At 38.3% G+C, this 26595-nt stretch carries 27 protein-coding genes; 7 read left to right on the top strand and 20 right to left on the bottom strand.

Going from position 1 to position 26595, the window contains the following annotated elements; translation table 11 throughout:
* Positions 1–104: 104 nt before the first annotated feature.
* The 10 genes from ACKXGF_RS06365 to cyoE all read right to left on the bottom strand — a co-directional run bounded on the left by ACKXGF_RS06365 (position 105) and on the right by cyoE (position 11284).
* Positions 105–1037, bottom strand: coding sequence for an ABC transporter permease (locus ACKXGF_RS06365; RefSeq protein ID WP_411955360.1), 933 nt, complete (start codon positions 1035–1037; stop codon positions 105–107).
* Positions 1038–1051: 14 nt separating this feature from the next.
* Positions 1052–2053: an ABC transporter permease gene (locus ACKXGF_RS06360; protein WP_411955359.1), complete on the bottom strand. Its 1002-nt coding sequence runs from the start codon at positions 2051–2053 to the stop codon at positions 1052–1054.
* Between the two features lie 102 nt (positions 2054–2155).
* Complete coding sequence (locus ACKXGF_RS06355) at positions 2156–3865, bottom strand: ABC transporter substrate-binding protein (protein ID WP_411955358.1); 1710 nt, start codon at positions 3863–3865, stop codon at positions 2156–2158.
* Between the two features lie 48 nt (positions 3866–3913).
* Positions 3914–4882 (bottom strand): ABC transporter ATP-binding protein, encoded by a 969-nt coding sequence (locus tag ACKXGF_RS06350; protein WP_411955357.1) that lies wholly within the window; start codon positions 4880–4882, stop codon positions 3914–3916.
* Positions 4857–5876: an ABC transporter ATP-binding protein gene (locus tag ACKXGF_RS06345; protein ID WP_411955356.1), complete on the bottom strand. Its 1020-nt coding sequence runs from the start codon at positions 5874–5876 to the stop codon at positions 4857–4859. The genes ACKXGF_RS06350 and ACKXGF_RS06345 overlap by 26 nt, the downstream gene beginning before the upstream one ends.
* 212 nt (positions 5877–6088) lie before the next feature.
* Entirely contained in the window at positions 6089–6418 is a 330-nt protein-coding gene (ctaF, locus tag ACKXGF_RS06340; protein ID WP_167259810.1) for a cytochrome c oxidase subunit IVB, read from the bottom strand.
* 3 nt (positions 6419–6421) lie between these two features.
* Complete coding sequence (locus tag ACKXGF_RS06335) at positions 6422–7042, bottom strand: cytochrome (ubi)quinol oxidase subunit III (RefSeq protein WP_411955355.1); 621 nt, start codon at positions 7040–7042, stop codon at positions 6422–6424.
* Positions 7035–8891: a cytochrome c oxidase subunit I gene (gene ctaD / locus ACKXGF_RS06330; RefSeq protein ID WP_411955354.1), complete on the bottom strand. Its 1857-nt coding sequence runs from the start codon at positions 8889–8891 to the stop codon at positions 7035–7037. The genes ACKXGF_RS06335 and ctaD overlap by 8 nt, the downstream gene beginning before the upstream one ends.
* A gap of 36 nt (positions 8892–8927) precedes the next feature.
* The gene (gene coxB / locus ACKXGF_RS06325; protein WP_411955353.1) at positions 8928–10250 is read right to left on the bottom strand and encodes a cytochrome c oxidase subunit II; all 1323 of its coding nucleotides are present in this window, start codon (positions 10248–10250) and stop codon (positions 8928–8930) included.
* 95 nt (positions 10251–10345) lie between these two features.
* A complete protein-coding gene (gene cyoE / locus ACKXGF_RS06320; RefSeq protein ID WP_411955352.1) occupies positions 10346–11284 on the bottom strand; it encodes a heme o synthase in 939 nt (312 codons plus the stop codon).
* A gap of 330 nt (positions 11285–11614) precedes the next feature.
* Between cyoE and ACKXGF_RS06315 the strand changes: the two genes are divergently transcribed.
* On the top strand, positions 11615–12523 hold the full coding sequence (locus tag ACKXGF_RS06315; RefSeq protein WP_411955351.1) for a COX15/CtaA family protein: 909 nt from the start codon (positions 11615–11617) through the stop codon (positions 12521–12523).
* 259 nt (positions 12524–12782) lie between these two features.
* Here ACKXGF_RS06315 and pyc read toward each other — a convergent pair whose 3' ends face one another.
* The 3 genes from pyc to glsA all read right to left on the bottom strand — a co-directional run bounded on the left by pyc (position 12783) and on the right by glsA (position 18055).
* Positions 12783–16229 (bottom strand): pyruvate carboxylase, encoded by a 3447-nt coding sequence (gene pyc / locus ACKXGF_RS06310; RefSeq protein ID WP_411955350.1) that lies wholly within the window; start codon positions 16227–16229, stop codon positions 12783–12785.
* A gap of 513 nt (positions 16230–16742) precedes the next feature.
* Complete coding sequence (locus ACKXGF_RS06305; RefSeq protein ID WP_167259798.1) at positions 16743–17033, bottom strand: YlaN family protein; 291 nt, start codon at positions 17031–17033, stop codon at positions 16743–16745.
* Positions 17034–17125: 92 nt separating this feature from the next.
* A complete protein-coding gene (gene glsA / locus ACKXGF_RS06300; protein WP_411955349.1) occupies positions 17126–18055 on the bottom strand; it encodes a glutaminase A in 930 nt (309 codons plus the stop codon).
* Positions 18056–18162: 107 nt separating this feature from the next.
* On the opposite strand from glsA, the gene ACKXGF_RS06295 reads away from it, so the two are divergent.
* Both ACKXGF_RS06295 and ACKXGF_RS06290 read left to right on the top strand, forming a co-directional pair.
* Positions 18163–18642 carry a hypothetical protein gene (locus ACKXGF_RS06295; RefSeq protein ID WP_411955348.1) on the top strand — a complete coding sequence of 160 codons (480 nt, stop codon included), beginning with the start codon at positions 18163–18165 and terminating at the stop codon, positions 18640–18642.
* 67 nt (positions 18643–18709) lie between these two features.
* Positions 18710–19300 carry a YhcN/YlaJ family sporulation lipoprotein gene (locus ACKXGF_RS06290; protein WP_411955347.1) on the top strand — a complete coding sequence of 197 codons (591 nt, stop codon included), beginning with the start codon at positions 18710–18712 and terminating at the stop codon, positions 19298–19300.
* 43 nt (positions 19301–19343) lie between these two features.
* Here the strand turns inward: ACKXGF_RS06290 and ACKXGF_RS06285 are convergent, their stop codons facing one another.
* A complete protein-coding gene (locus ACKXGF_RS06285; RefSeq protein WP_167259788.1) occupies positions 19344–19595 on the bottom strand; it encodes a hypothetical protein in 252 nt (83 codons plus the stop codon).
* A gap of 135 nt (positions 19596–19730) precedes the next feature.
* Between ACKXGF_RS06285 and ACKXGF_RS06280 the strand changes: the two genes are divergently transcribed.
* On the top strand, positions 19731–19934 hold the full coding sequence (locus ACKXGF_RS06280; protein WP_167259786.1) for a YlaI family protein: 204 nt from the start codon (positions 19731–19733) through the stop codon (positions 19932–19934).
* A gap of 79 nt (positions 19935–20013) precedes the next feature.
* Here ACKXGF_RS06280 and ACKXGF_RS06275 read toward each other — a convergent pair whose 3' ends face one another.
* Positions 20014–20343: a YlaH-like family protein gene (locus ACKXGF_RS06275; protein WP_167259784.1), complete on the bottom strand. Its 330-nt coding sequence runs from the start codon at positions 20341–20343 to the stop codon at positions 20014–20016.
* A 130-nt stretch (positions 20344–20473) separates the two neighbouring features.
* Between ACKXGF_RS06275 and ACKXGF_RS06270 the strand changes: the two genes are divergently transcribed.
* Positions 20474–20653, top strand: coding sequence for a DUF5325 family protein (locus tag ACKXGF_RS06270; protein ID WP_167259782.1), 180 nt, complete (start codon positions 20474–20476; stop codon positions 20651–20653).
* Positions 20654–20685: 32 nt separating this feature from the next.
* Here ACKXGF_RS06270 and ACKXGF_RS06265 read toward each other — a convergent pair whose 3' ends face one another.
* Positions 20686–21486: an inositol monophosphatase family protein gene (locus ACKXGF_RS06265; protein WP_411955346.1), complete on the bottom strand. Its 801-nt coding sequence runs from the start codon at positions 21484–21486 to the stop codon at positions 20686–20688.
* A 158-nt stretch (positions 21487–21644) separates the two neighbouring features.
* On the opposite strand from ACKXGF_RS06265, the gene ACKXGF_RS06260 reads away from it, so the two are divergent.
* On the top strand, positions 21645–22280 hold the full coding sequence (locus ACKXGF_RS06260; RefSeq protein WP_411955345.1) for a YktB family protein: 636 nt from the start codon (positions 21645–21647) through the stop codon (positions 22278–22280).
* A 294-nt stretch (positions 22281–22574) separates the two neighbouring features.
* On the opposite strand, the gene ACKXGF_RS06255 is transcribed toward ACKXGF_RS06260, so the two are convergent.
* The 3 genes from ACKXGF_RS06255 to ACKXGF_RS06245 form a co-directional block, all read right to left on the bottom strand.
* Positions 22575–22847 carry a UPF0223 family protein gene (locus ACKXGF_RS06255; protein WP_411955344.1) on the bottom strand — a complete coding sequence of 91 codons (273 nt, stop codon included), beginning with the start codon at positions 22845–22847 and terminating at the stop codon, positions 22575–22577.
* 13 nt (positions 22848–22860) lie between these two features.
* Positions 22861–23820 carry an NAD(P)H-dependent flavin oxidoreductase gene (locus tag ACKXGF_RS06250; protein ID WP_411955343.1) on the bottom strand — a complete coding sequence of 320 codons (960 nt, stop codon included), beginning with the start codon at positions 23818–23820 and terminating at the stop codon, positions 22861–22863.
* A gap of 104 nt (positions 23821–23924) precedes the next feature.
* Positions 23925–24029 (bottom strand): GapA-binding peptide SR1P, encoded by a 105-nt coding sequence (locus ACKXGF_RS06245; protein WP_167259772.1) that lies wholly within the window; start codon positions 24027–24029, stop codon positions 23925–23927.
* A gap of 231 nt (positions 24030–24260) precedes the next feature.
* On the opposite strand from ACKXGF_RS06245, the gene ACKXGF_RS06240 reads away from it, so the two are divergent.
* Positions 24261–24968: a class F sortase gene (locus tag ACKXGF_RS06240; protein ID WP_411955342.1), complete on the top strand. Its 708-nt coding sequence runs from the start codon at positions 24261–24263 to the stop codon at positions 24966–24968.
* 268 nt (positions 24969–25236) lie between these two features.
* On the opposite strand, the gene ACKXGF_RS06235 is transcribed toward ACKXGF_RS06240, so the two are convergent.
* Positions 25237–26583 carry a copper amine oxidase gene (locus tag ACKXGF_RS06235; RefSeq protein ID WP_411955562.1) on the bottom strand — a complete coding sequence of 449 codons (1347 nt, stop codon included), beginning with the start codon at positions 26581–26583 and terminating at the stop codon, positions 25237–25239.
* Positions 26584–26595 lie beyond the last annotated feature (12 nt).

Below are 26595 nucleotides of genomic sequence, written 5' to 3'. Positions count from 1 at the left end.
TTCACACTCGACTAATTCCATTAACGTTAATAAAATTGTTGAATTTGCCAACACATATTTAAAGCCTAAAAGAGTGTCATCTCTTTTAGGCTCTCAATTAATAATCAATTTTTCATCTTCGGATCGAGTGCATCACGTAAACCGTCACCGATTAAATTAAATCCAAGCACCACAAGCATGATTGAAACACCAGGGAAAATCAAAGTCCACGGCGCTAATTGAATAAAATCTCTTGAATCAGATAACATTTTCCCCCACTCAGGTGTAGGCGGTTGTGCGCCTAATCCTAAAAACCCTAATGCAGCTGCTTCTAATATAGCTGTCCCGAAGCCAAGTGTCGCCTGAACAATAATCGGTGCTAAACTGTTCGGCAAAATATGATGAAGTAGTATTCGACCTCTTTTCATCCCCTGTGCCTTAGCGGCCAAAATAAACTCTTCTTCCCTTAAACTGATTACTTTAGAACGAACGAGTCGACCAAAGATTGGAATATTTATAATAGCAATAGCAATTAAGGCATTTGTTAAAGATGCTCCTAAAATAGCCACAACCGCAATTGCTAGCAATATACTAGGAAAAGCAAGTAAAATATCAAAGATTCTTGAAATTAGCATATCCACCCAGCGCCCAAAGTAACCTGATATAATCCCTAATAAAGTACCAAACACTAAGGCCCCAGTAACAGCTGTAAAACCAGTAATCAGTGAAATTCTTGCCCCATAGGCTAATCTTGTAAAAATATCACGACCTATATCATCTGTTCCTAGCCAGTGATCAGCCGAAGGGGGTTGCAATCGATTGATAGGGTCATCCCCATCAAATTCATATGGTGATACAAATGGCGCAACAAATCCTAAAATAATGAAAAAGAGAACGAGTAAAAAACCGGTAATAGCTAGAGGACTTTTTCTTAATTGTTTTAAAGCATCCTTCCATGGTGATATCGCTTCGACATCCTCTTCTTCTTGATAAGGGTTGGGGTTATATACCTGCGACTCGTCTTCTATTTGTTCGCGCTGTTCTTCACGTGTCTTCATAATATTTAACCCCCTTAATATTTAATCCTTGGATCAATAAATGCATAGAGTAAATCAACAATGAGGTTGATCATAACGAATAAAAAGGCGATAACTAAAATACCAGATTGAATCACTGGATAATCGCGATGATTTATTGCCTCATAAACATAACGACCTAAACCAGGCCAAGCAAAAATTGTTTCTGTAAGAATAGCTCCACCTAGTAAAACCCCTGTTTGTAAACCAATTACAGTTAGTACAGGAATAGTTGCATTTCGTAAAGCATGCTTATAAATGACTAAAAATTGTCCTGAACCCTTAGCTCGTACAGTTCGAATGTAATCCGATTTCATCACTTCCAACATACTCGAACGCGTCATACGAGCAATAATCGCCATTGGAATAGTACCTAGTGCAACAGCAGGTAAAACTAAATGTGAAAGCACTTGAATTAGGCGATCAAAATCCCAATGTAAAATTGCGTCTATCACATAGAAATGCGTAATAGGCTCGATTTGACCGGTACTAGGTTGCCTACCTGATGAAGGTAACCATCCTAATTCCTGTGCAAAAACCCATTGTTCCATCAATGCTAACCAAAATATTGGCATTGATACACCAACCAAAGCAAAAATCATAGCAGCAAAATCCAACCATGAATTTTGCTTCCAAGCACTTATAATGCCGGCATTAATACCAATGATAATAGCAAATAACATAGCAAAGAAAGTTAACTCAAAAGTCGCGGCTATACGAGGTAAAATTTCATGACTAATATCACTCTTTGTTCTTAAAGATGAGCCTAAGTCACCTTGTAATAAATCAGCCAAATAAAAACCATATTGTGTGAAAAACGATTCGTTCAATCCCATAGATTGTTCTAATTCCTGAATCGCTTCTTGTGTCGCCGTTTCACCTAAGATAACTTGGGCTGGATTACCAGGGATCAAGTGAACGATTGAAAAAACGATTAATGTCATCCCTAATAATACTGGTATTAGCATTAACAAGCGACGGATCGTATAGGCAAACATGTTTTCCACCTCAGTTCTTTCATCATCGTCTATGTAGCCAGTTATAGTTGTAAAATTGAAGAAAGGTAGTAGAGGTATGCTCCACTACCCTCCCTCGTCTTATTATTCTAATTCTACTTCTGCAAGTGATTCACTTGTTGATGGGTGTGGTACATAATTTTGAACACTACTTAATGAAGCTAGAACTGGTTCAGAGTGAACAAGCGGAATCATTGGTGAATCTTCATAAATAATTTCTTGTGCCTGTTTGTATAATTCAGCACGTTCCTCTTGATCTGTTGCAACTTTCGCCTGATCAAGTAATTCGTCTACTTCATCATTTTGATAGAAAGAACGGTTACTTGAACCAGCATTATCACCATGTAACAAACTACTTAAGAAATAATCAGGATCACCATTTGTACCTGACCAGCCAAGCATGAACATTTCTTGTTCACCTGCGGCTGTTTTCTCTAAGTACGGCGCCCATTCTTCACGCACAATATTAACAGAAACACCGATTTCAGATAGATCTGATTGAATAATTGTTGCCACCGTTTCAGCATCTGGCATATACGGACGGGCTACGGGCATTGTCCATAAATCAATTTCAAAGCCATCTTCATAACCTGCTTCAGCTAATAATTCTTGCGCACGTTCTAAATCATATTCGTATAATTCTAATTCATCATTATAACCCAAATAATTAGGTGGAACTGGGTTTACAGCCGGCTGAGCATAACCAGCGTACATTGCTTCAGCAATTTCTTCGCGGTTAATCGCATGGTTAATTGCTTGACGTACCGTTGCATCGTTGATCGGTTCTTTTTCAGTCTGGAAGCCTAAGTAACCAAAATTATTTGCAGCACGAGTGTAAAGTGTTGTAGCATCATCTTCTTCTACACCTGCCGCATCATCTGGGTTTAAACCGTCCATAATGTGAACTTCACCAGAATTTAGTGCAATTAAACGAGACGAGTTATCTGGAATAACTTCAAACACAACACCGTCTAATTTAGGTTGACCATCCTTGCGATAATCTTCAAATGCTTCTAACTCAATTTGATTATCTCTTTCCCAACTTACAAATTTAAATGGTCCAGTTCCTACAGGGTTTTCGTTAATTGCTGCTCCATGTTCTTCTAGAGCTGCAGGAGAAGTAATCGCAAAGTAACTCATCGCCATGTTCTGTAAGAAGAAACCTAATGGGCGTTTAAGTTGGAATTCAATCTGATGATCATCAACGACATTAATGGAATCAATCACGTGACCTTCATCACCGTCAAAACCACCAAACATAGTGCCGTACATTGAATATGCGTACCCTTCGTCTTCAAATGCGTACGTATCATCAGCACCTGACCAGCGATCAAAGTTCGTTTTAACCGCTTCTGCATTAAATTCAGTACCATCATGGAAAGTAACGCCCTCTTCAAGATGGAATGTATACGTTAAGCCATCATCACTTACTTCCCAGTCATGTGCTAAACCTGGCTTAATTTCGAAAGATTCTTTTTCAAAATCTAACAAACTCTCATAAATTTGTTTAGTGACACGAGATGACTCACCATCCGTTGTACTAGCAAAGTCTAGACTTTCTGAATCACCGCCGCGTGCATAGACAAGAATATCTTCTCCATCTCCAGAAGCCTCATCGCCACTTTCACTTTCACTACTTTCTTCGCCATCATTACCAGATTGTTCTTCTGATTGCCCATCATCAGACGAGCCAGAATCAGATGATGAATCTTCACCATCATCGCCACCACAAGCTGCTAACACTAAAAATAAGGTTAGTAGCATGGCTACCAAAAAGGAAAACTTGAGTTTCATACCTTTACCCCCTAAATAGATTTTTTATAGATAACATTTGTAGCACATTTATTCATATAAATGACATGCTACATAATGTTGATCACTATGATCTTGAAACGTCGGTGTAACCTCTTGACATATATCCATCGCCTGAGGACATCTTGTGTGGAATGGACATCCAGACGGTGGGTTTGAAGGACTAGGTACATCACCTTGTAAAATAATGCGTTCACCTGTCTCGTCAGGATCCGCTACTGGTACAGCTGACAATAATGCTTGTGTGTATGGGTGTTTCGGATTCTCGTATAATTCATCCTTATCTGCCAACTCAACCATGCGCCCCAAGTACATAACGCCTACTCGATCACTAATATGTTTCACAACACTTAAATCATGAGCTATAAACAAATAAGTTAAATTAAATTGATCTCGTAAATCCGACATCAAATTCAATATCTGTGACTGAACGGAAACATCAAGAGCCGAAACAGGCTCATCACATATAATTAACTTAGGGTTGTTAGCTAAAGCGCGTGCAATCCCAATCCGTTGACGTTGGCCTCCACTAAACTGATGAGGATATCGTGATGCATGATAAGCACGTAGCCCAACAATCTCAAGTAACTCTTTGACTCGTTCTTTGCGCTCTTTCGCGTCTGTCATACCATGAACTAGTAATGGCTCAGCGACTATTTTTTCCACTGTGTGACGTGGGTTAAGTGAAGCATATGGATCTTGAAAAATAATCTGCATATCACGTCTAAGCTTTCGCATTTCCTCACTATTAATTTGCGTGATATCTTGATCGTTGAATTTCACTTCGCCTTCTGTTGGTTCAATTAACCTTAACAATGCTTTTCCTGTTGTTGATTTACCACAACCAGACTCACCAACAATCCCAAGAATTTCACCTTCATTAACTGTAAATGAGACGTCATCAACAGCCTTGACAGCTCCAACCTTTTTGCCAAAAACACCACCACAAATATCAAAATACTTTTTTAAATGATTAACTTCTAGAATCGGTTCCGGCATGTGTTGCCACCTCCTGTTCTTCAAAGTTGTCATACAAGAAACAACGAGCGTATCGTTGATCTTCTGTTTCATATAGTGCTGGGTTCTCATTAAAACAACGACCAAAAGCATATTCACAGCGCGGAGCAAATCGACAACCTACAGAATCCATGGTTACCTTTGGAACAGTACCAGGAATGGAATACAGTTTTTGTTCCTTCTCATGAAGATTAGGAAGAGAACGTATTAAACCTTTTGTATATGGATGTTTCGGATCTTTCAATATTTCACGAACTGTTCCTTCTTCTACCACCTGACCTGCATACATGACAACCACTCGATCACACATTTCAGCCACAACCCCTAAGTCATGTGTAATCAATAATATGCCAGTATTTTTTTGTTTATTTAAATCTCGCATTAGATCAAGAATTTGAGCTTGGATCGTAACATCTAAGGCAGTAGTCGGTTCATCAGCTATCAAAAGTTCTGGATCACAAGCCATTGCCATCGCAATCATAACGCGCTGACGCATTCCGCCAGAAAGTTGATGCGGAAATTCATCAACTACTTCTGAAGCACGTGGAATACCAACTAAATCTAACATTTCGATAGCTTTTAAACGGGCTTCTTTTTTAGACATTTTATTGTGCATTCGAATTGCTTCAACTAACTGATTTCCTATCGAATACAAAGGGTCTAATGAAGTCATCGGTTCCTGAAAAATCATGGCAATCTCATTTCCACGTATTTGCCTCATTCTTTTTTCAGAGGCAAAAGCAAGATTTTCACCTTTAAAATTAATCTCACCGCTAACAATTCGTCCAGGCGGGCTTGGAACTAATTGCATAACAGAAAGTGATGTCACGCTTTTACCACAACCTGACTCACCAACTACACCCACAACTTCACCCTTATTCACATGAAAACTGACGCCATCAACAGCAGGTATTTCACCACTATCTGTAAAAAAGTGTGTATGTAAATTATTTAATTCTAATATCGTATCCGACATGTTACCTCCCCCTTTGTCGAAAATTAGTGCTATTTTTGTGAATTTTCGAAATTCTGTATGTAGTTAAATATACTTAATATCGAGAAAATAATCAAGCCTATTTGCAATCTTTTTATAATTTTATGACAACCATCCTCAAAATATTGACTGATATTGAGCAATAATTGAACAAAAAAAAGAGCTCAGAATTGATCTGAGCTCTTTTAGAATCTTTACCACCATGTAATAGTCGTAAGCGCTAGAATGGTTAAAACAGCAGCAAATATACCAGAATAGATCATTACTGCTGGCCACTGATGGCCTTCCTCATTCATATGCATAAAGTAATATAATTGGAAAAGAACTTGCACAGCGGCTAAGACTAAAATAATTGGAATAGTAAACATCGCACTCACTTCTGCAATAACTAAGCCAAAAGCAATTAGCGTGAAGGCAATCATCATCACAAACGTGACAACTTGATGTTTCATTTGCTCGCGATGCTTTTTCTTATAAAATTCATGCTTCTCTGAGTTTTCTACGGAATTGGTGTGATCTGCCATCGATTAGCCCACCTTTCCTAGCAAGTATACAACTGTGAAAATGAATACCCATACGACGTCAATGAAGTGCCAATAAAGACTACCAATATAGAACTTCGGAGCGTTGTATAAGTTCAGTCCACGTTTTGCATTACGAATCATGAGCGCTACAAACCACGATAAACCAAATGCAACGTGTGCACCGTGGAAGCCTACTAGTGTATAGAATGCACTAGAAAAGGCTGATGTCGTATAGCCAAATTCATAACCATGGACATAATGATAAAATTCATAAATCTCCATGCCCAAGAAACCGAGTCCAAGGACAACTGTAATTCCTAACCATAATTGCATTTTCTTAAAGTCATTGTTTTTCATATGATACATAGCATAAACACTTGTTAGTGAACTTGTTAAAAGAAGCATTGTCATGATAAAAACAAGACCTAATCCAAAGATATCTTCTGCTGCTGGACCATCAGCATTGGAATTACGTAAAGCTAAAAAGGTACCAAACAAACTTGCGAATAAAACAGTTTCTCCGCCTAGGAAGAACCAAAAGCCCATAAATTTGTTACGGCCTTCAAGGGTGGCTCTTTCAGGGTTCTCAGGCAGATTACCTGATTTAAGAACGTCTTCAGCCATTCGAACCATCCCCCTCTTCTTCTAATTCTTCTTTATGAACATGATAACCAATGTCATCTTTCAAGGAACGATATAACATTGAACCAAATGTTATTGCAAAGCCAATACCAGCTAATACCCACATTCCACCTTGATACATAACACCGAAACCAGCTACAAATAAGCCGAGTGAGATCATAAACGGTGTCAATGAACGGTTAGGCATGTGAATATCACCTAAAGGTTCAGCAGGCTGAATTTTGCCGTTCCCTTGCATTTTTTCTATCCATAAAGGATCTAAACCACGTACAAGTGGTTCTTGTTTAAAGTTATAGAAAGGTGGAGGTGATGGAATAGACCATTCGAGCGTACGTGCATCCCAAGGATCCCCAGAAACTTTTTCACCCTTCATTTGTGTCTTCACGATATTGAATAAAAATACGAGTGTACCGGCTGCCATAAAGAAGGCACCAATGGTACTTATTAAGTTAAATAAATCTAAGCCTTGATCTTCTAAGAACACCCAATAACGACGTGGCATACCCATTAAGCCTAGGAAGTGCTGGACGAAGAATGTTAAATGGAAACCAATGAAAAATAACCAGAAGAACCAATGGTTTAACTTTTCGTTTAAGAGTGTACCAAACATCTTCGGCCACCAATAAATTAGACCTGCAAAAATACCAAGTACAACACCACCAACGATCACGTAGTGGAAGTGTGCGACGACGAAATATGAGTCATGGTATTGGAAGTCAGCCGCAGCTGAGGCCAACATAACACCTGTCATACCACCAATTGTAAAGGTCGGTATAAAACCAAGAGCCCAAACCATCGGGGATGTCATCCTAATTTGGCCGCCCCATAAAGTAAATAGCCAGTTAAAGATCTTAATACCTGTTGGAACCGCAATCGCCATGGTCGCAACCGCAAAGATTGAGTTAGCAATTGGGCCAAGTCCTACTGTAAACATGTGGTGTGCCCATACCATGAAACCAAGGAATGCGATTAAGATCGTCGCAAATACCATAGACGAATAACCGAATAAACGTTTTTTCGCAAATGCTGGTATAACTTCACTAAACACACCGAATGCAGGGAGAATTAAGATGTAAACTTCTGGGTGTCCGAAGATCCAGAATAAGTGCTCCCAAATAATAGCATTACCACCCATATCTGGGTTGAAGAAATTTGCTCCAAATAACCGATCAAATGTTAAAAGGAATAAACCAACTGTTAAAGCTGGGAATGCAAATAGAATTAAAACACTTGCAATAAATGATGTCCACGTAAATAACGGCATACGCATATATGTCATGCCTGGTGCACGCATATTAATCACGGTAACAAGGAAGTTGATACCTGCCATTAATGTACCAAAACCTGATATCTGTAAGCCAATAGCGTAATAATCTACACCATGGCCTTCTGAAAAGACTGATAGTGGTGCGTATGCTGTCCAACCAGCATCAGGTGCGCCACCAGTAAACCAAGATATGTTTAAAAATATCCCTCCGAAGAAGAATAACCAAAATCCTAGTGCGTTTACAAATGGAAATGCAACGTCCCGCGCACCGATTTGTAGTGGCAATACAGCATTCATGAGCGCAAATAAGAGCGGCATGGCTGCTAAGAAAATCATCGTTGTTCCGTGCATCGTTAACACTTCGTTATAAAATTGAGCTGAAAGGAATTCATTTTCAGGTACAATTAGCTGTATACGGATCAGCATCGCCTGTAGTCCACCTACTAGGAAGAAAAACATTCCGCCGATTAGGTAGAGAATAGCGATTTTTTTATGGTCAACCGTAGTAAGGTAATCCCATAAAACTGAACCAATACCAGCTTTTTGATTAGCTGTCGTGCTCACGCTTGTAACCTCCCTCTATTCATAAGTCTCTATACATTACTCATCTGAGTTACTATCTGAATTATCATTAGAGTTCTCGCTAGAACTACCTTCAGAATCACCCTCAGAATTATTTCCAGACGATTCGTTGTTTCCTGACTCTGAATCTGAACCTGATTCAGAATTATTATTTCCTTCAGAATCGCTATTTCCTTCAGAATCGCTATTTCCTTCACCTTCACCAGAGCCTTCGCCTTCAGATTCTTCTGGGAATAATCCACTTAAATCAGAATCTTCATAAACACCATTATTAGCACTTTCAGGTGTTACGTCACTAGGGCTTAGTGTCATTAAGTATTCCATCACTTGATTAATTTCCTCATCGCTTAAGTCATATGGAGCATCCATCATGGAGTTACCAGGTTTCATTTCTTCACCTTTAGTAGCAATCCATTCACGAAGATTTTCTTCGTTCATGTCAAAGACTCCAGCTAACTTTTTACGATCAGCAAAATTTGTGAGGTTTGGTCCTCTTTTATTTGGAGAAGAACCTATTGCGTGACAAGACATACAATTATCTGCAAATACTTGTTGTCCTGCTTGTGCTGTTTTAGATTCTGGTTCTTCTTCACCAGAAACAGATTGCATATCTTCTACCCATTGTTCAAACTCTCCTGGGCTTACAGCTACAATCTTGAAGTCCATGAGTGAGTGGGACGGGCCGCATAACTCAGCACATTTACCCCAATATACCCCTTCTTCTTCTGCTTGGATATACATCTCATTTTTATTTCCTGTAGGGTTTACGTCCATCTTACCTTGGATCGTTGGCACCCAGAATGAGTGAATAACGTCATCAGAAATCATTGATAAGTTCACTCGACGATCTGTTGGAATGTATAACTCTTGGCTTGTTGTGACTTCTAAATCTCGATATTCAAAATGCCACCAATATTGGCTCCCGGTTACATCTACCCAAATTTGATCAAGTTCTTCCCCTTCTTCAGTCGTTTCTGGACTAGTGTCTGCTAATGCAAACGTATACTGAATAGTTGGAACTGCCAAAATGAGGAGTAAAATAATTGGAATCACTGTCCATAATGTCTCAAGGGCGTGACTACCTTCAACCTGTTTCGGCACAATATCTTCTTGTCCTTTCTTTTGACGGAACTTGAAGATAACAAAGACATAAATAATCATGACGATAACAAAGACAAATAACATAATCACGATACTTAAGATCATTAGGTCTAGAAGCATCGAGGCTCCTTCACCACTCGGTTGTAACGCACTTAAAAATGACTCGCCACAACCTGAAAGGATTAGGGCCATGACTGTTAAAGCGAATACAGCTTTAAACCGACTCATCCAGCCTTTCATTTTGTTTGATACCTCTCTTTCTCTTAATTCATTGTTGTTTTATGCCCAAAGCATATTTATTCATTAATTAAGAAAATAAAAATTTCTTAATTGAATCACAAGAATGATGGAATTGTTGCAACAACTAATCCCACGAAAAACAATGTTAAATAATTAAGGGAATATATGAACATCCATTTTGCCCATTTCTGATCATCTTTCATCAGAAAACCATATAACCCTAAGATGAACCATCCTATGTTTAATAATGTAGCAAACACAATAAAGACCATACCTAATTGGAAAAAATATAAAGGTAATGGTAATAAACAGGCTGTATAGATTACCATTTGTCTTTTAGTGATTTCATTACCATAAACAGATGGAAGCATTGGCACTCCAGCATTCGCATAGTCATCCTTTTTACGTATAGCTAGCGCTAGAAAATGTGGTGTTTGCCATATAAACATAATTAAAAATAATACAAATGCCGCCGGATGTAAAGTGCTATCAACAGCAGCCCAACCAATTAATGGCGGTGCTGCACCTGAAAAACTTCCGACAACGGTATTAATAGTATACTTTCGCTTGGACCACATTGTATACAAGACAACATAGACAAACCAGCCCATAAAACCGAACAAGGCTGCCTGTAATGTTGTTGCATATAAAGTTAATAAACCAATAACAGAAAAAGCAATACCTAACCCTAAGATAACAGGTAGAGGAATTGTACCAGTAATCGTAGGACGTGATTTAGTACGTCCCATATCAATATCAATATCGCGGTCATAATAATTATTAATGACACAACCACCAGCGATAACTAAGGCTGTTCCGAGCATGACTAAGAGGAATGTTCCCCAATGCTCAAGCGGATTTTGGTTCGTGAAATGTAATGCCAACCAAAAACCTGCAAAAGTTGTAATTAAATTGGAGTTAATAATGCCAATTTTAATTAGCGCCAAAAAGTCTGCCCATAGTGATTTTACGCTAGATTGGGATTGATCAACGATATTGGTCGTCGCTTTTTCTGCTGAGCGCACTTCACTCATAGCATTCGACCTACCTCTCAACCTTTCTACATTGAAAAGGATAAAATATGACAATGTATTACAAAACTATTGTATCATGTTACATCTGCCACTTCTATTTAATCATATAAAAAATCTTAAGTTGTGAAGAATCTGTGAAAAATCTGTGAGAAATCTCCACAATTTAAACTTAGCATATTTAAGAAAGTTTTAAAACGACTAAGCCTTGTTTTATGGCATTATTCAATAGATTGTTATAATTTTGTAACGTTTTATATTTTCGCTTGGGCCATATTTATATTAAGATGTACTATGAAATGGATACGCATGAAAAGAGGTGTCAATAAGACATTGAAATATATCTTACATCCTAAGGTCGTTGCTGTTGTATCTGTCATAACGATGTTTTTCGTTTTAGTTGGCGGCGCCCTTGTAACAAAAACAGAATCAGGTTTAGGTTGTGGTAGAAGTTGGCCACTCTGCCATGGCACACTTATACCGGCTGACATAAACATTGAAATGATCATTGAATATAGTCATCGGATGGTTTCTGGAGTCGCTATAATAATCATTTTACTATTGTCTTACCAGGCTTGGAAATACTATTCACAAATCAAAGAAACTAAATTTCTGATATTTATTACGATTCTTTTTATCGTTATTCAGTCCTTATTAGGTGCAGCTGCTGTTCTGATTGAACAAACACCACTTATTAAAGCATTACACTTTGGGATCTCTCTAGTTTCGTTCGCTTCAGTATTTTTACTGGCTGCCATTATTTTTAACGTCGATGAGAAACTTCATACGACAATGGTCAAGATTCCAAAAACAATTCGTGTCCACCTATACAGTTTATTCGTATATACGTTAATTGTAGTTTATACAGGGGCCCTTGTCCGTCACAAGCAATCAAGTCTCGTATGTGGTGACTGGCCATTCTGTTCAAATGATAATCCATTTGCCCTTAGTAGTTTCTCAGTTGAACAAGCTGTTCATATGGGCCATCGTTTATTAGCAGGTTTATTATTTGTTTGGGTGATTGGTTTACTTATTTACATTCTCCGTCACTATCGTCAAAATAACTTTTTATTATATGGTTGGACGATTGCATCATTATTAATTGTATTCCAAGTCGTTTTAGGAGCATTAATTATCATAACGATGCTAAATGCGACCATTGCGTTACTCCATGCTGTGATTATTTCACTATTCTTTGCGTTATTATGTTACATGATTATGATTGCAAGAAGGTCTATATAGTAAAGAAGTCGAGAGGCGTTAAATTGCCTCTCGACTTCTTTATTTTGGACTCTGTTAAAGTCCGTTGTTGACATTGTGATCCGCTTTCGGTGGACGCTTTCCGCGGGCACGGCTCGAGCCTCCTCGGCCCAAAGGCGTGGCCTGCGGGGTCTCGAGACTCGTGCTTTTCCCGCAGGAGTCGCCACCTTCGCTTCTCACAATTCAACAACTCTGAGCTAAATCAATAGATAAACTATACTAAACCTTAACAAAGTTTATTTTATGAATCCATCTCAACAAGTAAGTCGCCTGATTCTAACGATTCTCCATCTTTTACAAGAATTCGTTTTACTTTACCATCAAACGGTGCTTGTATAGTTGTTTCCATTTTCATGGATTCTGTAATCATCAGGTGATCGTTTTTCTTCACTTGCTCGCCTTCTTTTACTAATACACTAACCACTGTACCAGGCATAGACGCGCCGATATGATTTGCATTGCCTTCGTCAACTTTAACACGTGCCTGCGTGACATCTTGAACACTTTCATCGCGTACAATGACTTCACGTGGCTGACCATTTAATTCAAAGTAAACCACACGCGTTCCATCTTTTTGAGCTTCTCCTACTGATACAAGCTTAACCATGAGTGTTTTTCCTTGCTCGATTTCAACAGCTATTTCTTCACCTAATCGTAAGCCATATAAGAATGAAGGTGTGTCTAGGACTGACACATCACCGTATTGATCAACAAACTTTTGGTAATCCAAAAATACTTTTGGATACAGAGCATAGGATACAATTTCAAACGACGTGACTTGTCGATCAAGTTTCTCATAAAGTTGCTCTTTTAAAGCTTCAAAATTAACGGGTTTAAGTGTTTTACCAGGACGTGTTTCAATTGCTTCTCGTCCTTTCAATACAATACGCTGTAATTCTTTTGGAAATCCTTTATATGGTTGACCAATATAACCTTGGAAGAATTCAACGACAGAATCAGGGAAATCAAGTGATTCACCTTTTTCATACACATCATCAACGGTCAACTCGTTTTGCACCATAAATAATGCCATATCACCAACAATTTTTGATGATGGTGTTACTTTAACAATATCACCAAACATATCATTCACATTGCGATACATTTCCTTGACTTCATCCCAGCGATCACCTAAACCAACAGCTTTAGCTTGTTGTTGTAAGTTTGAGTATTGACCGCCTGGCATCTCATGAAAATAAACTTCTGGGTTTGGTGATTTTAACCCGTTTTCAAATTGATTATAATACTGGCGAATATCTTCCCAGTATCTGGATAAATAATTGTAAGACGCAATATCAACATTTGGTTGCTTACTAGAACCTTCTAAAGCGTAATACAGACTATTCGCACTAGGTTGAGATGTACTACCAGCCATAGCACTTGTTGCCACGTCAACTGCATCGACACCAGCCTCTACAGCGCGAGAATACATCATAATACCATTACCACTCGTATCATGTGTGTGTAAGTGAATTGGAATGGATACTGTCTCTTTCAGTGCACTAATCAATTGATAAGCCGCTTCAGGTTTTAACAACCCAGCCATATCTTTAATTCCTAGAATATGAGCCCCTGCTTCTTCTAATGTTTTCGCCAGATTAACGTAATAGTCTAGATCATACTTATCGCGTTTAGGATCTAAAATATCACCTGTATAGCAAATAGCCGCTTCTGCTACTTTACCTTGTTTACGAACAGCTTCAATGGCTGGGATCATTCCTTCAACCCAATTCAAGCTATCGAAAATTCGAAAGATATCGATACCAGCTTCAGCACTCTTTTCAACAAAATCATCAATAACATTATCAGGATAGTTTTTATATCCGACTGCATTACTCGCTCTGAGTAACATCTGGAAAAGTACGTTTGGCATCTTCTCACGCAAAGTTTGCAAACGTTCCCATGGATCTTCTTTTAAGAAACGGTAAGACACATCAAATGTTGCCCCGCCCCACATTTCAACTGAAAATAAATTAGGTAATAATTTTGCTGTTGGTTCAGCTACTTGATATAAATCTTTAGAACGCACTCGTGTTGCTAATAACGACTGATGAGCATCTCGAAATGTCGTGTCAGTTAACTGCACTTCATTTTGTTCACTTAACCAATCAGCAACAGCTTCAGGACCATGCTCTTCTAAGATTTGCTTTGTTCCATTTGGGTATGGCGTGTGTTTATCCACATCAGGTAAACGTGGGTTAGAGAACAATGGTTTTTTATCAACACCCGTTGCTGCTGGCGCGTTCACCGTCGTATAACCTAAATAAGACAATAATTTCGTTCCGCGATCAAACCTTTTCGAGAACACAAATAATTCAGGCGTTGTATCAATAAACGTCGTGTCATAAGTCCCGTTCAAGAACTTATTATGCTGAATGACATTCTCTAAAAATGGAATATTCGTCTTAATGCCTCGAATACGGAATTCTTTCAAATTACGAACCATCTTATGAGCAGCTTGTTCAAATGTCAGCGCCCATGTCGAAACTTTAACGAGTAAGGAATCATAATGTGGCGAAATAACAGCACCTTGGAAGCCATTACCGGCATCTAAGCGTACACCGAAACCTCCACCTGTACGATAGGCCATAATTTTTCCTGTATCCGGCATGAACTGATTAAGTGGATCTTCTGTTGTAACACGTGATTGAATGGCATAACCGTGTGTAATGACATCCTCTTGTCTAGGAATACCAACATCATGACTGTGTAATGTGTAACCCATTGCGATACGGATTTGTGATTGAACGATATCGATCCCTGTAATCATTTCAGTAATCGTATGCTCTACTTGTACCCGCGGATTGACTTCAATAAAGAAAAATTCATCTTCAGTTACTAGGAATTCAACTGTACCAGCGTTAACATAATCAACTGAATTCATTAATTTCACAGCTGCATCACATATATCTTCTCGTTGTTTTTCATCTAATGAAATACTTGGAGCAATTTCAACCACTTTTTGGTGACGACGCTGAATTGAACAGTCTCGTTCATATAAGTGAACGATATCCCCTTGGTGGTCACCTAAAATTTGTACTTCAATGTGTTTCGGTTGTTCGACTAGTTTTTCAACGTAAACCTCATCACTACCAAAAGCAGCTCTTGCTTCTGATTTTGCTCGCTCATATGAATCGCGAAGAGACTGGCGTGTGCGAACAATGCGCATACCACGTCCACCGCCACCTAACGCAGCTTTAATCATAATTGGTAAACCATGTTCTTCAACAAACGTTTCTACTTCTTCAACAGATGATACAGGCCCATCCGTTCCTGGTATAACGGGTATATCAGCATTAACTGCCGCTTCTCGCGCTCTTACTTTATCACCAAACGTATGTAATAAATCGCTTGATGGTCCAATGAAAGTGATCCCTTCTTCTTCACATCGTTTAGCAAATTCAATATTCTCAGATAGAAAACCATAACCTGGGTGAATCGCGTCAACATCGACTTCTTTCGCTAATTCAATGATCCCCTCGATATCTAAATAAGCATCTATTGGTTTTTTACCTTGACCAATTAAGTACGATTCATCAGCCTTATAACGATGATACGAACCTGTATCTTCTTCGGAATAAACCGCTACTGTTCGAATATTCATCTCAGTACAAGCACGAAATACACGAATCGCAATCTCTCCTCGATTCGCAACCAAAACTTTATTAAATGATTTAAGGTCTGCCATAGTATTACCTCCAATGAATGATTATTCTAAGCGTCGATTATTGCTTGATTGCAATTACGATATATACTTAAATATCTGAATATTTTTTAGATTACATGAAAAAATTATTTTTGTCTAATGATGTAATGCTTCGAAATAAGGCTAATACCAAAGAATATTGCATCTCATTGATCAAAAAGACTAATTTTAACAGTTGTTGGTGGATTTTAATTAATAACTCTGTTTAAATTTGTTGTTGATATTGTGATCCGCTATCGGTGGACGCTTTCCGCGGGCACGGCTCGAGCCTCCTCGGAAGAAAAGCACTTCCTGCGGGGTCTCGAGACGCGTGCTTTTCCCGCAGGAGTCGCCACCTTCGCTTCTCACAATTCAACAACTTAGTGTTGCATCTTTTAAAGTCAACACTAAACCTTAACTGTGCCTTATTGATAGAACACTATAAGACCATCGAAAATCGAGAAAATAAAAAAACTCAAACTAACAACTTATTCAAGCCATTAGTTTGAGTTTCTGTTAAGTCGACTTCTGTGCCTGAGCCGCATCGTGTAAGGCACTTAATTCGCGCTCTAAATTCTCCATGATTTCTTTACCAGTATCTTCGTGTATTAAATTTAAACGAACAGCGAAATTAATCTCGCGAGACAATCCGAACATTTGTGTATCTAAAACCTCTTCGTAAAGAGGACATTGCGGCATAGTTAAGTTATCCATTTGCACTTTAATTAATTGCAATATTTTATCCGCATCTGCCTTTAAGAGGGCGAGTGCTTGTTCATTTTCTTCAAGCGCTACATGAGATGACACGAAAATTCCCCCTTACCTATTAATCCTATCTACTTAATTATACTACCGTTTCACAGCTGAAAATGCAAGAAATCTAGTTATAAAGAAGAATTTTAATAAATCGACCATTTCTTTTCTTGTGCAAGTTTTTCCAATAATTCGATGCCCACTACACTGTTACCCTTTTCATCTAATGAAGGCCCAAATACAGCCAGGCCTCCTTCATTTTTGATTACACTAAGTATAGCTCCGGAAACTCCACTTTTAGCAGGGATCCCTACATTGATCGCAAATGTTCCAGAGTAATCATACATCCCACATGTGACCATGAAAGTCTTACAAATTCTTGCAACAGTTGCTGGTATAAGAGGAACATTCGTATCAGGATCTCGCCCATCATTCGCAAAAACAGCACCGATCCTTGCCAATTGCTTTACATTCAATTCAATCGCACATTGTTTCGTGTAGACATCTAATAATTCTTCAACACTTCCTGTAATGACTCCATTTTGTTTCATGAAAAAGGCTAATGAGCGATTCAAAAAAGCTGTCTGAAATTCAGATTCAGCCACATCGCGATCATAAGTAATCGAATCATCTTGACATAACCGTCGAATAAAGTCTAAGATTTCTTCCACCATCTCTTCAGAATGACGACCACGAATCATATTGGTCACAGCAAGCGCTCCAGCATTAATCATTGGATTGATTGGTTTTCCCGGCGATTCAAGTTCTAACTTACGTATCGAATAAAAAGGATCACTTGAGGGCTCTTTACCTACACGATTAAATACCGCTTCTTCTCCATGTTGAATTAATGCCAACGCTAATATGAAAACTTTGGATACACTTTGTATGGTAAATGTATAATTTGATTGTCCAGCACTTGGACTTTCACCATCAACACTATAAAAAGCCGCCGCACTAATTTCAGGACTTTGATTGGCTAAGGCAGGAATATAATCGGCGACTGTTCCATTATTAGCATAAATTCGCACATGTTCTAACCAGTAATCAAGCTCATTCTTAGAAACAAAACTCATTAACATCTCTCCTTAATGCATGATTAGCTATTTTTAGATATAATCAACTTGTCGGTCAATAAAAAATGACCCAAAATTGATTGTTCTTATAGAAAGAGGTGCACGTCATGATCGTACAAATTAAAGGAAACGTTGGCTTTCCAATCACTCTCGATCCCACTGTATGGATTTTTGATGATCGGAAAGTGTTATTAGACGAAGTGTTTAACCAAACACCACAAGATGAACAACAAGACGAAAAAGCGGATGATGCTTTAACCGTTCAACAGTATCAACAAAAAATTAATCCACCAATTAACGATAGTGTCGATCGTTACAATCGAAAAAAAGCATTAGAAAACAGTTATGTGATGCCACTTCAGCATTTCATCCATAATGCCGAGCCTAGCGCTGATGCTACAGAAGCCATTTTACATACCGACAATGGTGAGAAACGTATTTCGATTTCAGATTTAATCAATTGTTATCTATTGTTCTCAGTTGATGGAAAACCATTAAAAGAATCTGGTCCTGTACATGTGATTTTACCTGATGGTTCTAATCAATCAAATCCTTATCAAGGTGTAGGCGAAATTACCATCGTTTAAAATGGAATATCTTGTTACGATTAAAAGCTCCTTTTAACTTAATACTAAGCTAAAAAGGAGTTTTTTGATGAGATATTTTATAATCGGCTCATTTCTTTTAGCGCTTATGGGAATGTATGCTTGTCAAAATGAACCTGAAATGGATTCAATTGATTCTAATATCAATGAAGAACACATTATTCAGGTCGAAGATTCAGAAAAACCCCAAAACCGTGACCATACAAACCAAGAAGCAGCAGATCGTCTCTCCCAAATCGCTGCTGAGGTCGAAGAAGTTGAAGAAGCTAATGCATTGGTCTTCGGTCGTTATACGATTGTTGGTATTAATGTGACTGATGATCTTAGTCGCTCACGTGTAGGTAGTGTTAAATACACGGTTGCTGAAGCATTAAAAGATGACCCATACGGCCATTATGCATTTGTTGTCGCCGGTGGAGATATCGTTGCACGTATCCAAGAAATCAACCGCGGTATCCGAGAGGGAGAAGCACAACATGTCATTATTAATGAAATAGCTAATCTTGTGGGTCGTTACATTCCAGAAACTCCTCCAGAATCAAATCAAGCTCCTTCATATGAAGAACAAACGAATGAACAGCAAACGGACGAACAGCAACGTCACCCTCAAAATCCACCTCAACAGGAAACATCTTCATAATAAAACTAACTCCCAAAAAGGATTGACTTTTTGGGAGTTAAATTTACTCTGACTTCACTTCATTATAATATTGCACACCGAATTGAGACCCTTCTGCTACCATTTCAGAGTTTTCAAGATCATCTAATTCAGGCTTACCTGCTTCCTCAATTGGGAATCTTTCTCCTGTTAAGTAATTTGTAAAATCATTAATTTTGTTTTTTACATCCTGACGTCTATTCTCATCAATTAATAAATAAGATGTGACGGCCGCTCCAGCAGCAATTGCTGATGAAATAATAAGTTTTCTAGACATAAAAGTTCCCTCCTGAAATGAAAAATTTCTTAGTTAAGGTATTCCCTGATGTTCCTATTTCAAACATCGAAATGACAATTTTTTATTTGTCGTGCTATAATACAAGCTATAGATGAATTAATTGAGGTGATCGAAATGCGTGCACAATGTGTGCTATGCGATCAAATAGACAAAATCGATTCGGTGTCACTATTAGCGAAGCAATTACGGAAAAAAAGAAAAATTTCCTATCTATGTGAAGAATGTTCTGAGCGTATTACAACTAAAACAATTGAGCGAAAACAATCACCACACTTTAAAACTTATCAAACAGATGAGTATGATGAATATTTAAGATAGGTTGAGAGCGATTTTTTACAATTCTCATTAAAAAATTCCGGAAGGCTTAAGCAAATTAGCCCTCCGGAATTTTAGCATTCTAATTCGTATTTCGTTCACGATGAAGGCGAAAACGATAAATACCTAACACCGCCGATACAATCATTAATACTTCAACAATAGGTAAAGAAAAGACCGCAAATAAAATTAATAAAAAGCAACCTAATACTAACAGTCCATAAACAATCAACGATTTACCGATCGGCAATTGTTTAGCAAACCCTAATTTATATGTGATGATTGCAAATACAGCAATAGCTAAAAATAATAACCAAAAGCCCGCTTCACCGCCAACATCTACAAGAAAATATTGTTCAATCGGCGCAAAGCGAAAATGCTGATCTGCTGCTTCAATTGATTCTGAGTCCACAATAATCCCTCTTTTCTAACCTTCTTTCCCTTTACCATCATACTAAATCCGAAAACGTTGTGCTACATAGGAATTGAATGTTTTCAAAATTTGTCACATCGTGTACACTGAATATGAATGAGGTGAAATCATGAAATACGAAACGAAAATGCTCATACTTGCTATTATTATCGTATCCTGCTTTATTGCAACTGCGATTGTCATTAGCTATAGAAATTATGGGTTAATGGCCCTCTTTTTCTTCTCAGGTTTAGCTTTAATGGGATATGGCTTTAAATTAAAAAGCGAATATCAACGTGATGAACAATAAACGAGCGCTTACTTAACGTAGGCGCTCGCTTTCTATTTCGGTTCAATATAAGTTAATAGTTCAGAGTGAATCGCCTGATTAGCACAAATTACCGTATTTTTTTGTAACAAATCAAGAGGCGATCCATCTATTTGCGTGGTCATACCCCCAACTTCATTCACTAGAATCATCCCAGCAGCTACGTCCCATGGAGCTAGACGCATAGTGACATAGGCATCGATTATCCCTTCAGCAATAAAAGCAAACTCTAAAGCAGCTGATCCATATGAACGGGTGCCTTTAGCTTTAGCAATAAGCTGATGAATCGTCGTCTCCTTCAGACGCCAATTAGGCATAGCCCAAACATTATTCAAACCAATTAGAGCGTCCTCTAGTGTTTTCGTTTGATCCAATGGTTGTAGGCGTCTTCCGTTTTTGTAAGCTCCTTGATCACGTGTAGCTTCATACATCACATCGCCCATCACATCATATATGAGGCCAATCTCGCCAATACCTTCATGATAGATACCTACTGATATCGCAAAAAACCGTTTCTGATGAACAAAATTCATCGTTCCATCGATCGGATCAATAATCCAAACGGTGCCTTCTAGTGATTTAACATCTTCACCTACACCTTCTTCCCCCATCACTTGATGGTCAGGGTAGATCGACTTAATTTTATTAAGTAAGAATTGTTCTGTCGCTTCATCAACTTCAGTCACTAGATCTTTGTGATCTTTTTTGGTATTAATCTGATACGGGCTTTCCATCATATCTCGGATCAATTGACCAGCATCATAAACCCATTGTTTAGCTTGATCTAACATCGATTGTTTGCTGCGATTATCCATTAACAGAACCCCTTTTTCTCTTTTCAATAACTATATTATAACAAAAATAATTAACCCGCATAAGCTAAAGGCTTTCATGCTACAAGATGAGCTAAATATGTTAAAATAACTAAAGAATTCGACATAATACGAACATTAATTGAACAAGGAGTGATTGCATGACAACGTTTAATGGATTTAGCCAAAAGGATTTTGATGTTTTTACAATTAACGGATTAGATGAGCGAATGACTGAGTTGAAAAGCCGTATATCGCCCAAACTTCAAGATATTGCAGAACGTTTAGAACCTACTGTTTCCTCACTTGCTGGCGATCAAATGTATATTCACGTCGCTAAACACGCACGTCGTAAAACAAATCCACCTAACGACACGTGGGCTGCCCTTGCGAATAATCAGCGTGGTTATAAAAAGCTTCCGCACTTCCAGATTGGCATGTGGGAATCCCATGTATTTATTTGGTTTGCGGTTATTTACGAAAGTCCAATTAAAGAAGATTTTGCAAAACAATTAAAATCAAACAAACAAGAGATACTCAGTCAAATTCCCGATAATTTCGTATGGTCCAAAGACCACACAAAACCTGAAACGATTAGTCATAAAGACGTTAAAGATCGTGAATTTGATGAACTTGTGGAACGTTTAGAAACGGTGAAAAAAGCAGAAATATTATGTGGCCAAGTGTTCAATCGTGATGATGAACGTTTACAGGATGAAGAAACGATGATGGAATTATTTGATGAAGCTGTTAGAACACTAATGCCGCTTTATAATCTGACGAAAAAACTACAGTAACCAAAAGAGGTTGAGACAAAACTAATAATGCAAAGTAAACCCCGACCGATTTTTATGAAAAATAAATCGGCCGGGGTTTCTGCTTAAATGACGCTCCATCAAAACACTTCGCTTGCCGCGGGCACGGCTCGAGCCTCCTCAGCCCAAAAGCGGGGCCTGCGGGGTCTCGAGACGCGTGCTGTTCCCGCAGGCGTCTACGTGTTTTGATTCCGCTTTGCTACTGCTTACCTATGATTATTTCAAACATTCATATTTTGTATAGCTAATTATTATTTTGTTCCAACTTCTTAACTATTAAGTCATAGAAAATGAGTCTTGTTCATTCAATTCTTGTGCTTTTTTCACGACTCGATAAGGGATATAATCCGTTTCTTTTTCAAAAGTTTTGAACATCGATTTTTCTTCACTTTTAGCTGGGACTACTGATTTGAATTGTTTGTAATCATCTAATACTTGTTTTGCCGTTACTTGTTCTTCATAAGCCGATTCTACCGTGTTAAAAAACTGAATAACTTGCATCACTTCTTCCGTCGACCAATCAGGATCAATCGGATAATGATAATTCATATTTGGTCACCTCTTACATTTGCCATTGTTTTTGGATACTTGTAACGTCTGATTGAATAGCGCTAAATAATTCTGCTACTGTCGGTATATCTTGGATTCGCATAGCTACTTGCCCAGCCCAGCCGAAGCCTAGTGTTTCTAGTCCGTCATAAATATAACGTTTATTAGCTTCACCGCTAATATAATCTTTTAACCCTTCATATCCCGTTTCTTTTGCTTCTAACGACAAAATTTCATCTGTCCAATTGTTTTTTAAAGCTCGGGCAGGTTGACCTAGAGATGATTTAATCACAACAGTTGATTGAGCATCAGCATTAACGAGGTCCTGCTTATATTGCTCATGTGCATGGATACATTCTTGTGTCGCGATAAACCGAGTCCCCATTTCAATCCCTTCTGCACCTAATGCTAAGGCGGCCATTAATCCACGTCCATCACTAATGCCACCTGATGCAATAACTGGAATATCAACAACATCAGCAACTTCTGGCGTTAAAACAAAAGTTCCGAGATCGTCACGACCAATATGACCGCCTCCTTCTTGCCCTACAACCATCACTGCATCTGCTCCCAGTTCAGCAGCTTTTTCTGCCTGGCGTTTGGCAGCTACTAATACGAGCGTTTTTATACCTGTGCCTTCAACTTGTTCTAAAACAGGCTTAGGATTGCCACCTGTTACTGAGATTGCTGGAACCTTTTCATCAATCGCTACTTGCACCATGTGCGCAAACTCTCGGTGCCCTTGTCCAATGGCGAAGTTAACACCAAATGGGCGATCTGTTTTTTGTTTCAAATTATGTATTTCCTGGCGTAAAGCGTTTTCGTCAGGTAAGCTCATAGCTGTTATTTGACCTAGTCCGCCAGCATTTGAAACAGCAGCAGCCAAATCAGCATAAGCTAAATGAGCTAAACCCCCTTGGATGATAGGCCACTCAATGTTTAATAATTCAGTTACTCTCGTTTTTAAACCCATTGCGTCCCCTCCTTTTTAATTAGTATAGCATTTTCCCTTCGAATTGAAAAAAGCACACGGTCTATACCGTGTGCTAAAACTTTGATACTGAAAGCGATTTCAAACTAGTGTTTATGACAAGAACACTGACTACTGTAAATTACTGTCACTTTTTCAACTTCAAAGTGATCAATAACACGTTGACACTCTTTACAAACAATTGTGCCCATGACCATCGCTCCTTTATCAGAAAATGATATAATTTTAGGTTAATAACAGTATATTATGTCATACTATTTTTTGCAACAAGTTATAATAATTATCCGCAAAAAAATTAGTTCTGTTTCGTTAAGAAATGTGATACAGCAACATTTTTATTTATACAATTAGTTAATTCTATGATCCAAGTGATTAATTTAATCGTATGCTAAATAAATCTAAAAAGGGGGAGTGTAAATTAAATGAAGCCCATAATAAGCTTAATCTGTGTTTTATTTTTTCTTATTTTTTTAATTGGTTGTGCGAGTTCTACACAGAACCAGATGAGTTCAAATAATTCCACTGATTCAGAAAGTGCTTTTGAAGAATCAGAAGAAAAGCAAGATAAAACATCTTCAAATGATGAAATCGAGAAAAGTAACACAGAAAGCAAGAATCAAACTTCAGATCATATGCAAAACGAAAATTCATTTTCAAGTAGTGATATCATAAAGGATGAACGAAATGGTATTACACCTACACGCATAGAAGTTCCCGCTATTGGTGTAGACACCAAAATCGAACATGTTGGACTACTAGATAATGGTCAAATGGATGTACCGGATGGACTTGAAAATGTTGCTTGGTACGAACCGGGTACCAAACCTGGTGCACGCGGCAACTCAGTTATTGCTGGACATGTAGACGATACAGTCAATCCTGCAGTCTTCTATGATCTGCACAAACTCGAATCTGGTGATGAAGTGATCATAACTGATAAACATGGCAAAGAACTTACTTTTGAAGTTTTTAAAAAAGAAGTTTACCCTAGAAAAGACTCACCAGTAAAAGAAATTTTCGGGTATTCCCATCGTAGTCTTCTCAACTTGATTACTTGTGAAGGTGAATTCGATCACGAATTTAATGGCCGGGAAGAACGGTTAGTAGTCTTTACAGAATTGAAAAAATAAAAGCAAGGCAATCGCACCGAATGCGATTGCCTTCTTTATGTATTAGGTCTTAGACTTTTTATGGCTCTGAATGCAGTTTATATTAGAGTTTTATTATATAAAGCATCGGATTAATAAACAGCATTAGAAATTGGTAAGATTTCACAGGCTTTAGAATGGAGTTTGAAGTGATTCGTTAAAATATTGAACTAATAGTGAGTAGATCAAAGGTGTCTCAAAAAAAGAACCGTCCTAAGTATGGACGGTTCTTTTAAAATTGATTGTATAATTATTGTTCGGATCTTCTAATATAGAATCCTGTGGCCACAATTGCTACAAGAATTCCGACTAGTGCAGTTATCCCAAGAGCTGACATGCCCTCATCTGCTGGTGCTAAACCTGTTTTTGGCATTTCTGAAGGTGATTTTTCTTGGAATTTTTCAGGGAACTGATCAACAAATGCTGTTGATAGACCTTCAGCCGGATTAAACATATGCGCGTATGCTTCACGCGTTTTATCATATGCCATTTCATATTCACCTGCCACATAATTATCAAATGCTCCAATTAATTGATTCACATGCATTTGAAGTCCTTCAGCCAATGCGTCAGATTCTAGACGCTCATCTGTTGCATTTTCAAGGAAGGTTGAAAAGTCTGTTCGGTACTGATCAAGTGCATCTAGTGCTGCTTGTTTCGCTTCTTCATCCTCGGCTCCTGTTGCTTGAACGTATTCAACAAAGTTACCGATGTGTGCCGCCCACATTTCTTTAAACTGCTGTCCTGCTTCTTCACCATATATTGATGAAATCGCTGCTGCCAAGTCATCTGTGTTATTGCTAAGTGCTGCTGCAGATGCATCAAAATCTTCTGATCCGTCAATTCCATTTTGCATTGTCATTACAGCTAGTCCAGCATGCTCAGATAAAAGATTATTTAAGTCTGAACGAAAGTCTGCCGCTGCAGTTGCTGGTGACATTTCATTAAACTTATCTGGGAACTGATCAGCAATCGCTGTTGATAAACCTTTACTTACCATATACATATGACCAATAGCTTCACGCTCATACTCGTATGCTGTTTCATAGTCCCCAGCCACATAAGCATCAAAAGCACCAATCAATTGATTTACGTGCATTTGCAACCCTTCTGCTAGCGATTCAGCTTCTAAACGTTCTCCCGTCGCTGTTTCTAGAAACTTGGAAAATTCATTCTTATACTGAGCAAGTTCATCAAGTGCTGCTTGCTTTCCTTCTTCATCCTCTTCGGCAGTAGCCATGACATAATCAACGAAGAATCCAATATGATCTGACCACATTTGATTAAACTGTTGACCAGCATCTTCACCATATACCGATTCAATTGCTCCAGTTAAATCTTCTGTGTTCTCGTTAAGCGCTGCTACGATAGCATCGTAATCTTCTGCACCATCTGCACCTTTACGCATAGCTTCAACGGCTAAGAACGCATGTTCACTTAAGTAGTGATCTAATGTCGTTCGAAGGTCAATTGCTTCATTCTGTACTGTTGGCTCCATTTTCTGACTGTTGTGATCGTCTGCGTTCACCGTCATCGTCCCTGGAATTACCAGTGATACTGCCAAAGGTACAACCATTAATCCTCTTTTCCAATTCATCATTCTCCACTC

The sequence above is a fragment of the Alkalibacillus sp. S2W genome, from assembly GCF_046764385.1.
GTDB lineage: Bacteria > Bacillota > Bacilli > Bacillales > Alkalibacillaceae > Alkalibacillus > Alkalibacillus almallahensis.
The sequence above is the reverse complement of the archived record's forward strand: the minus strand, read 5'-3'. Positions and strand labels throughout refer to the sequence as shown.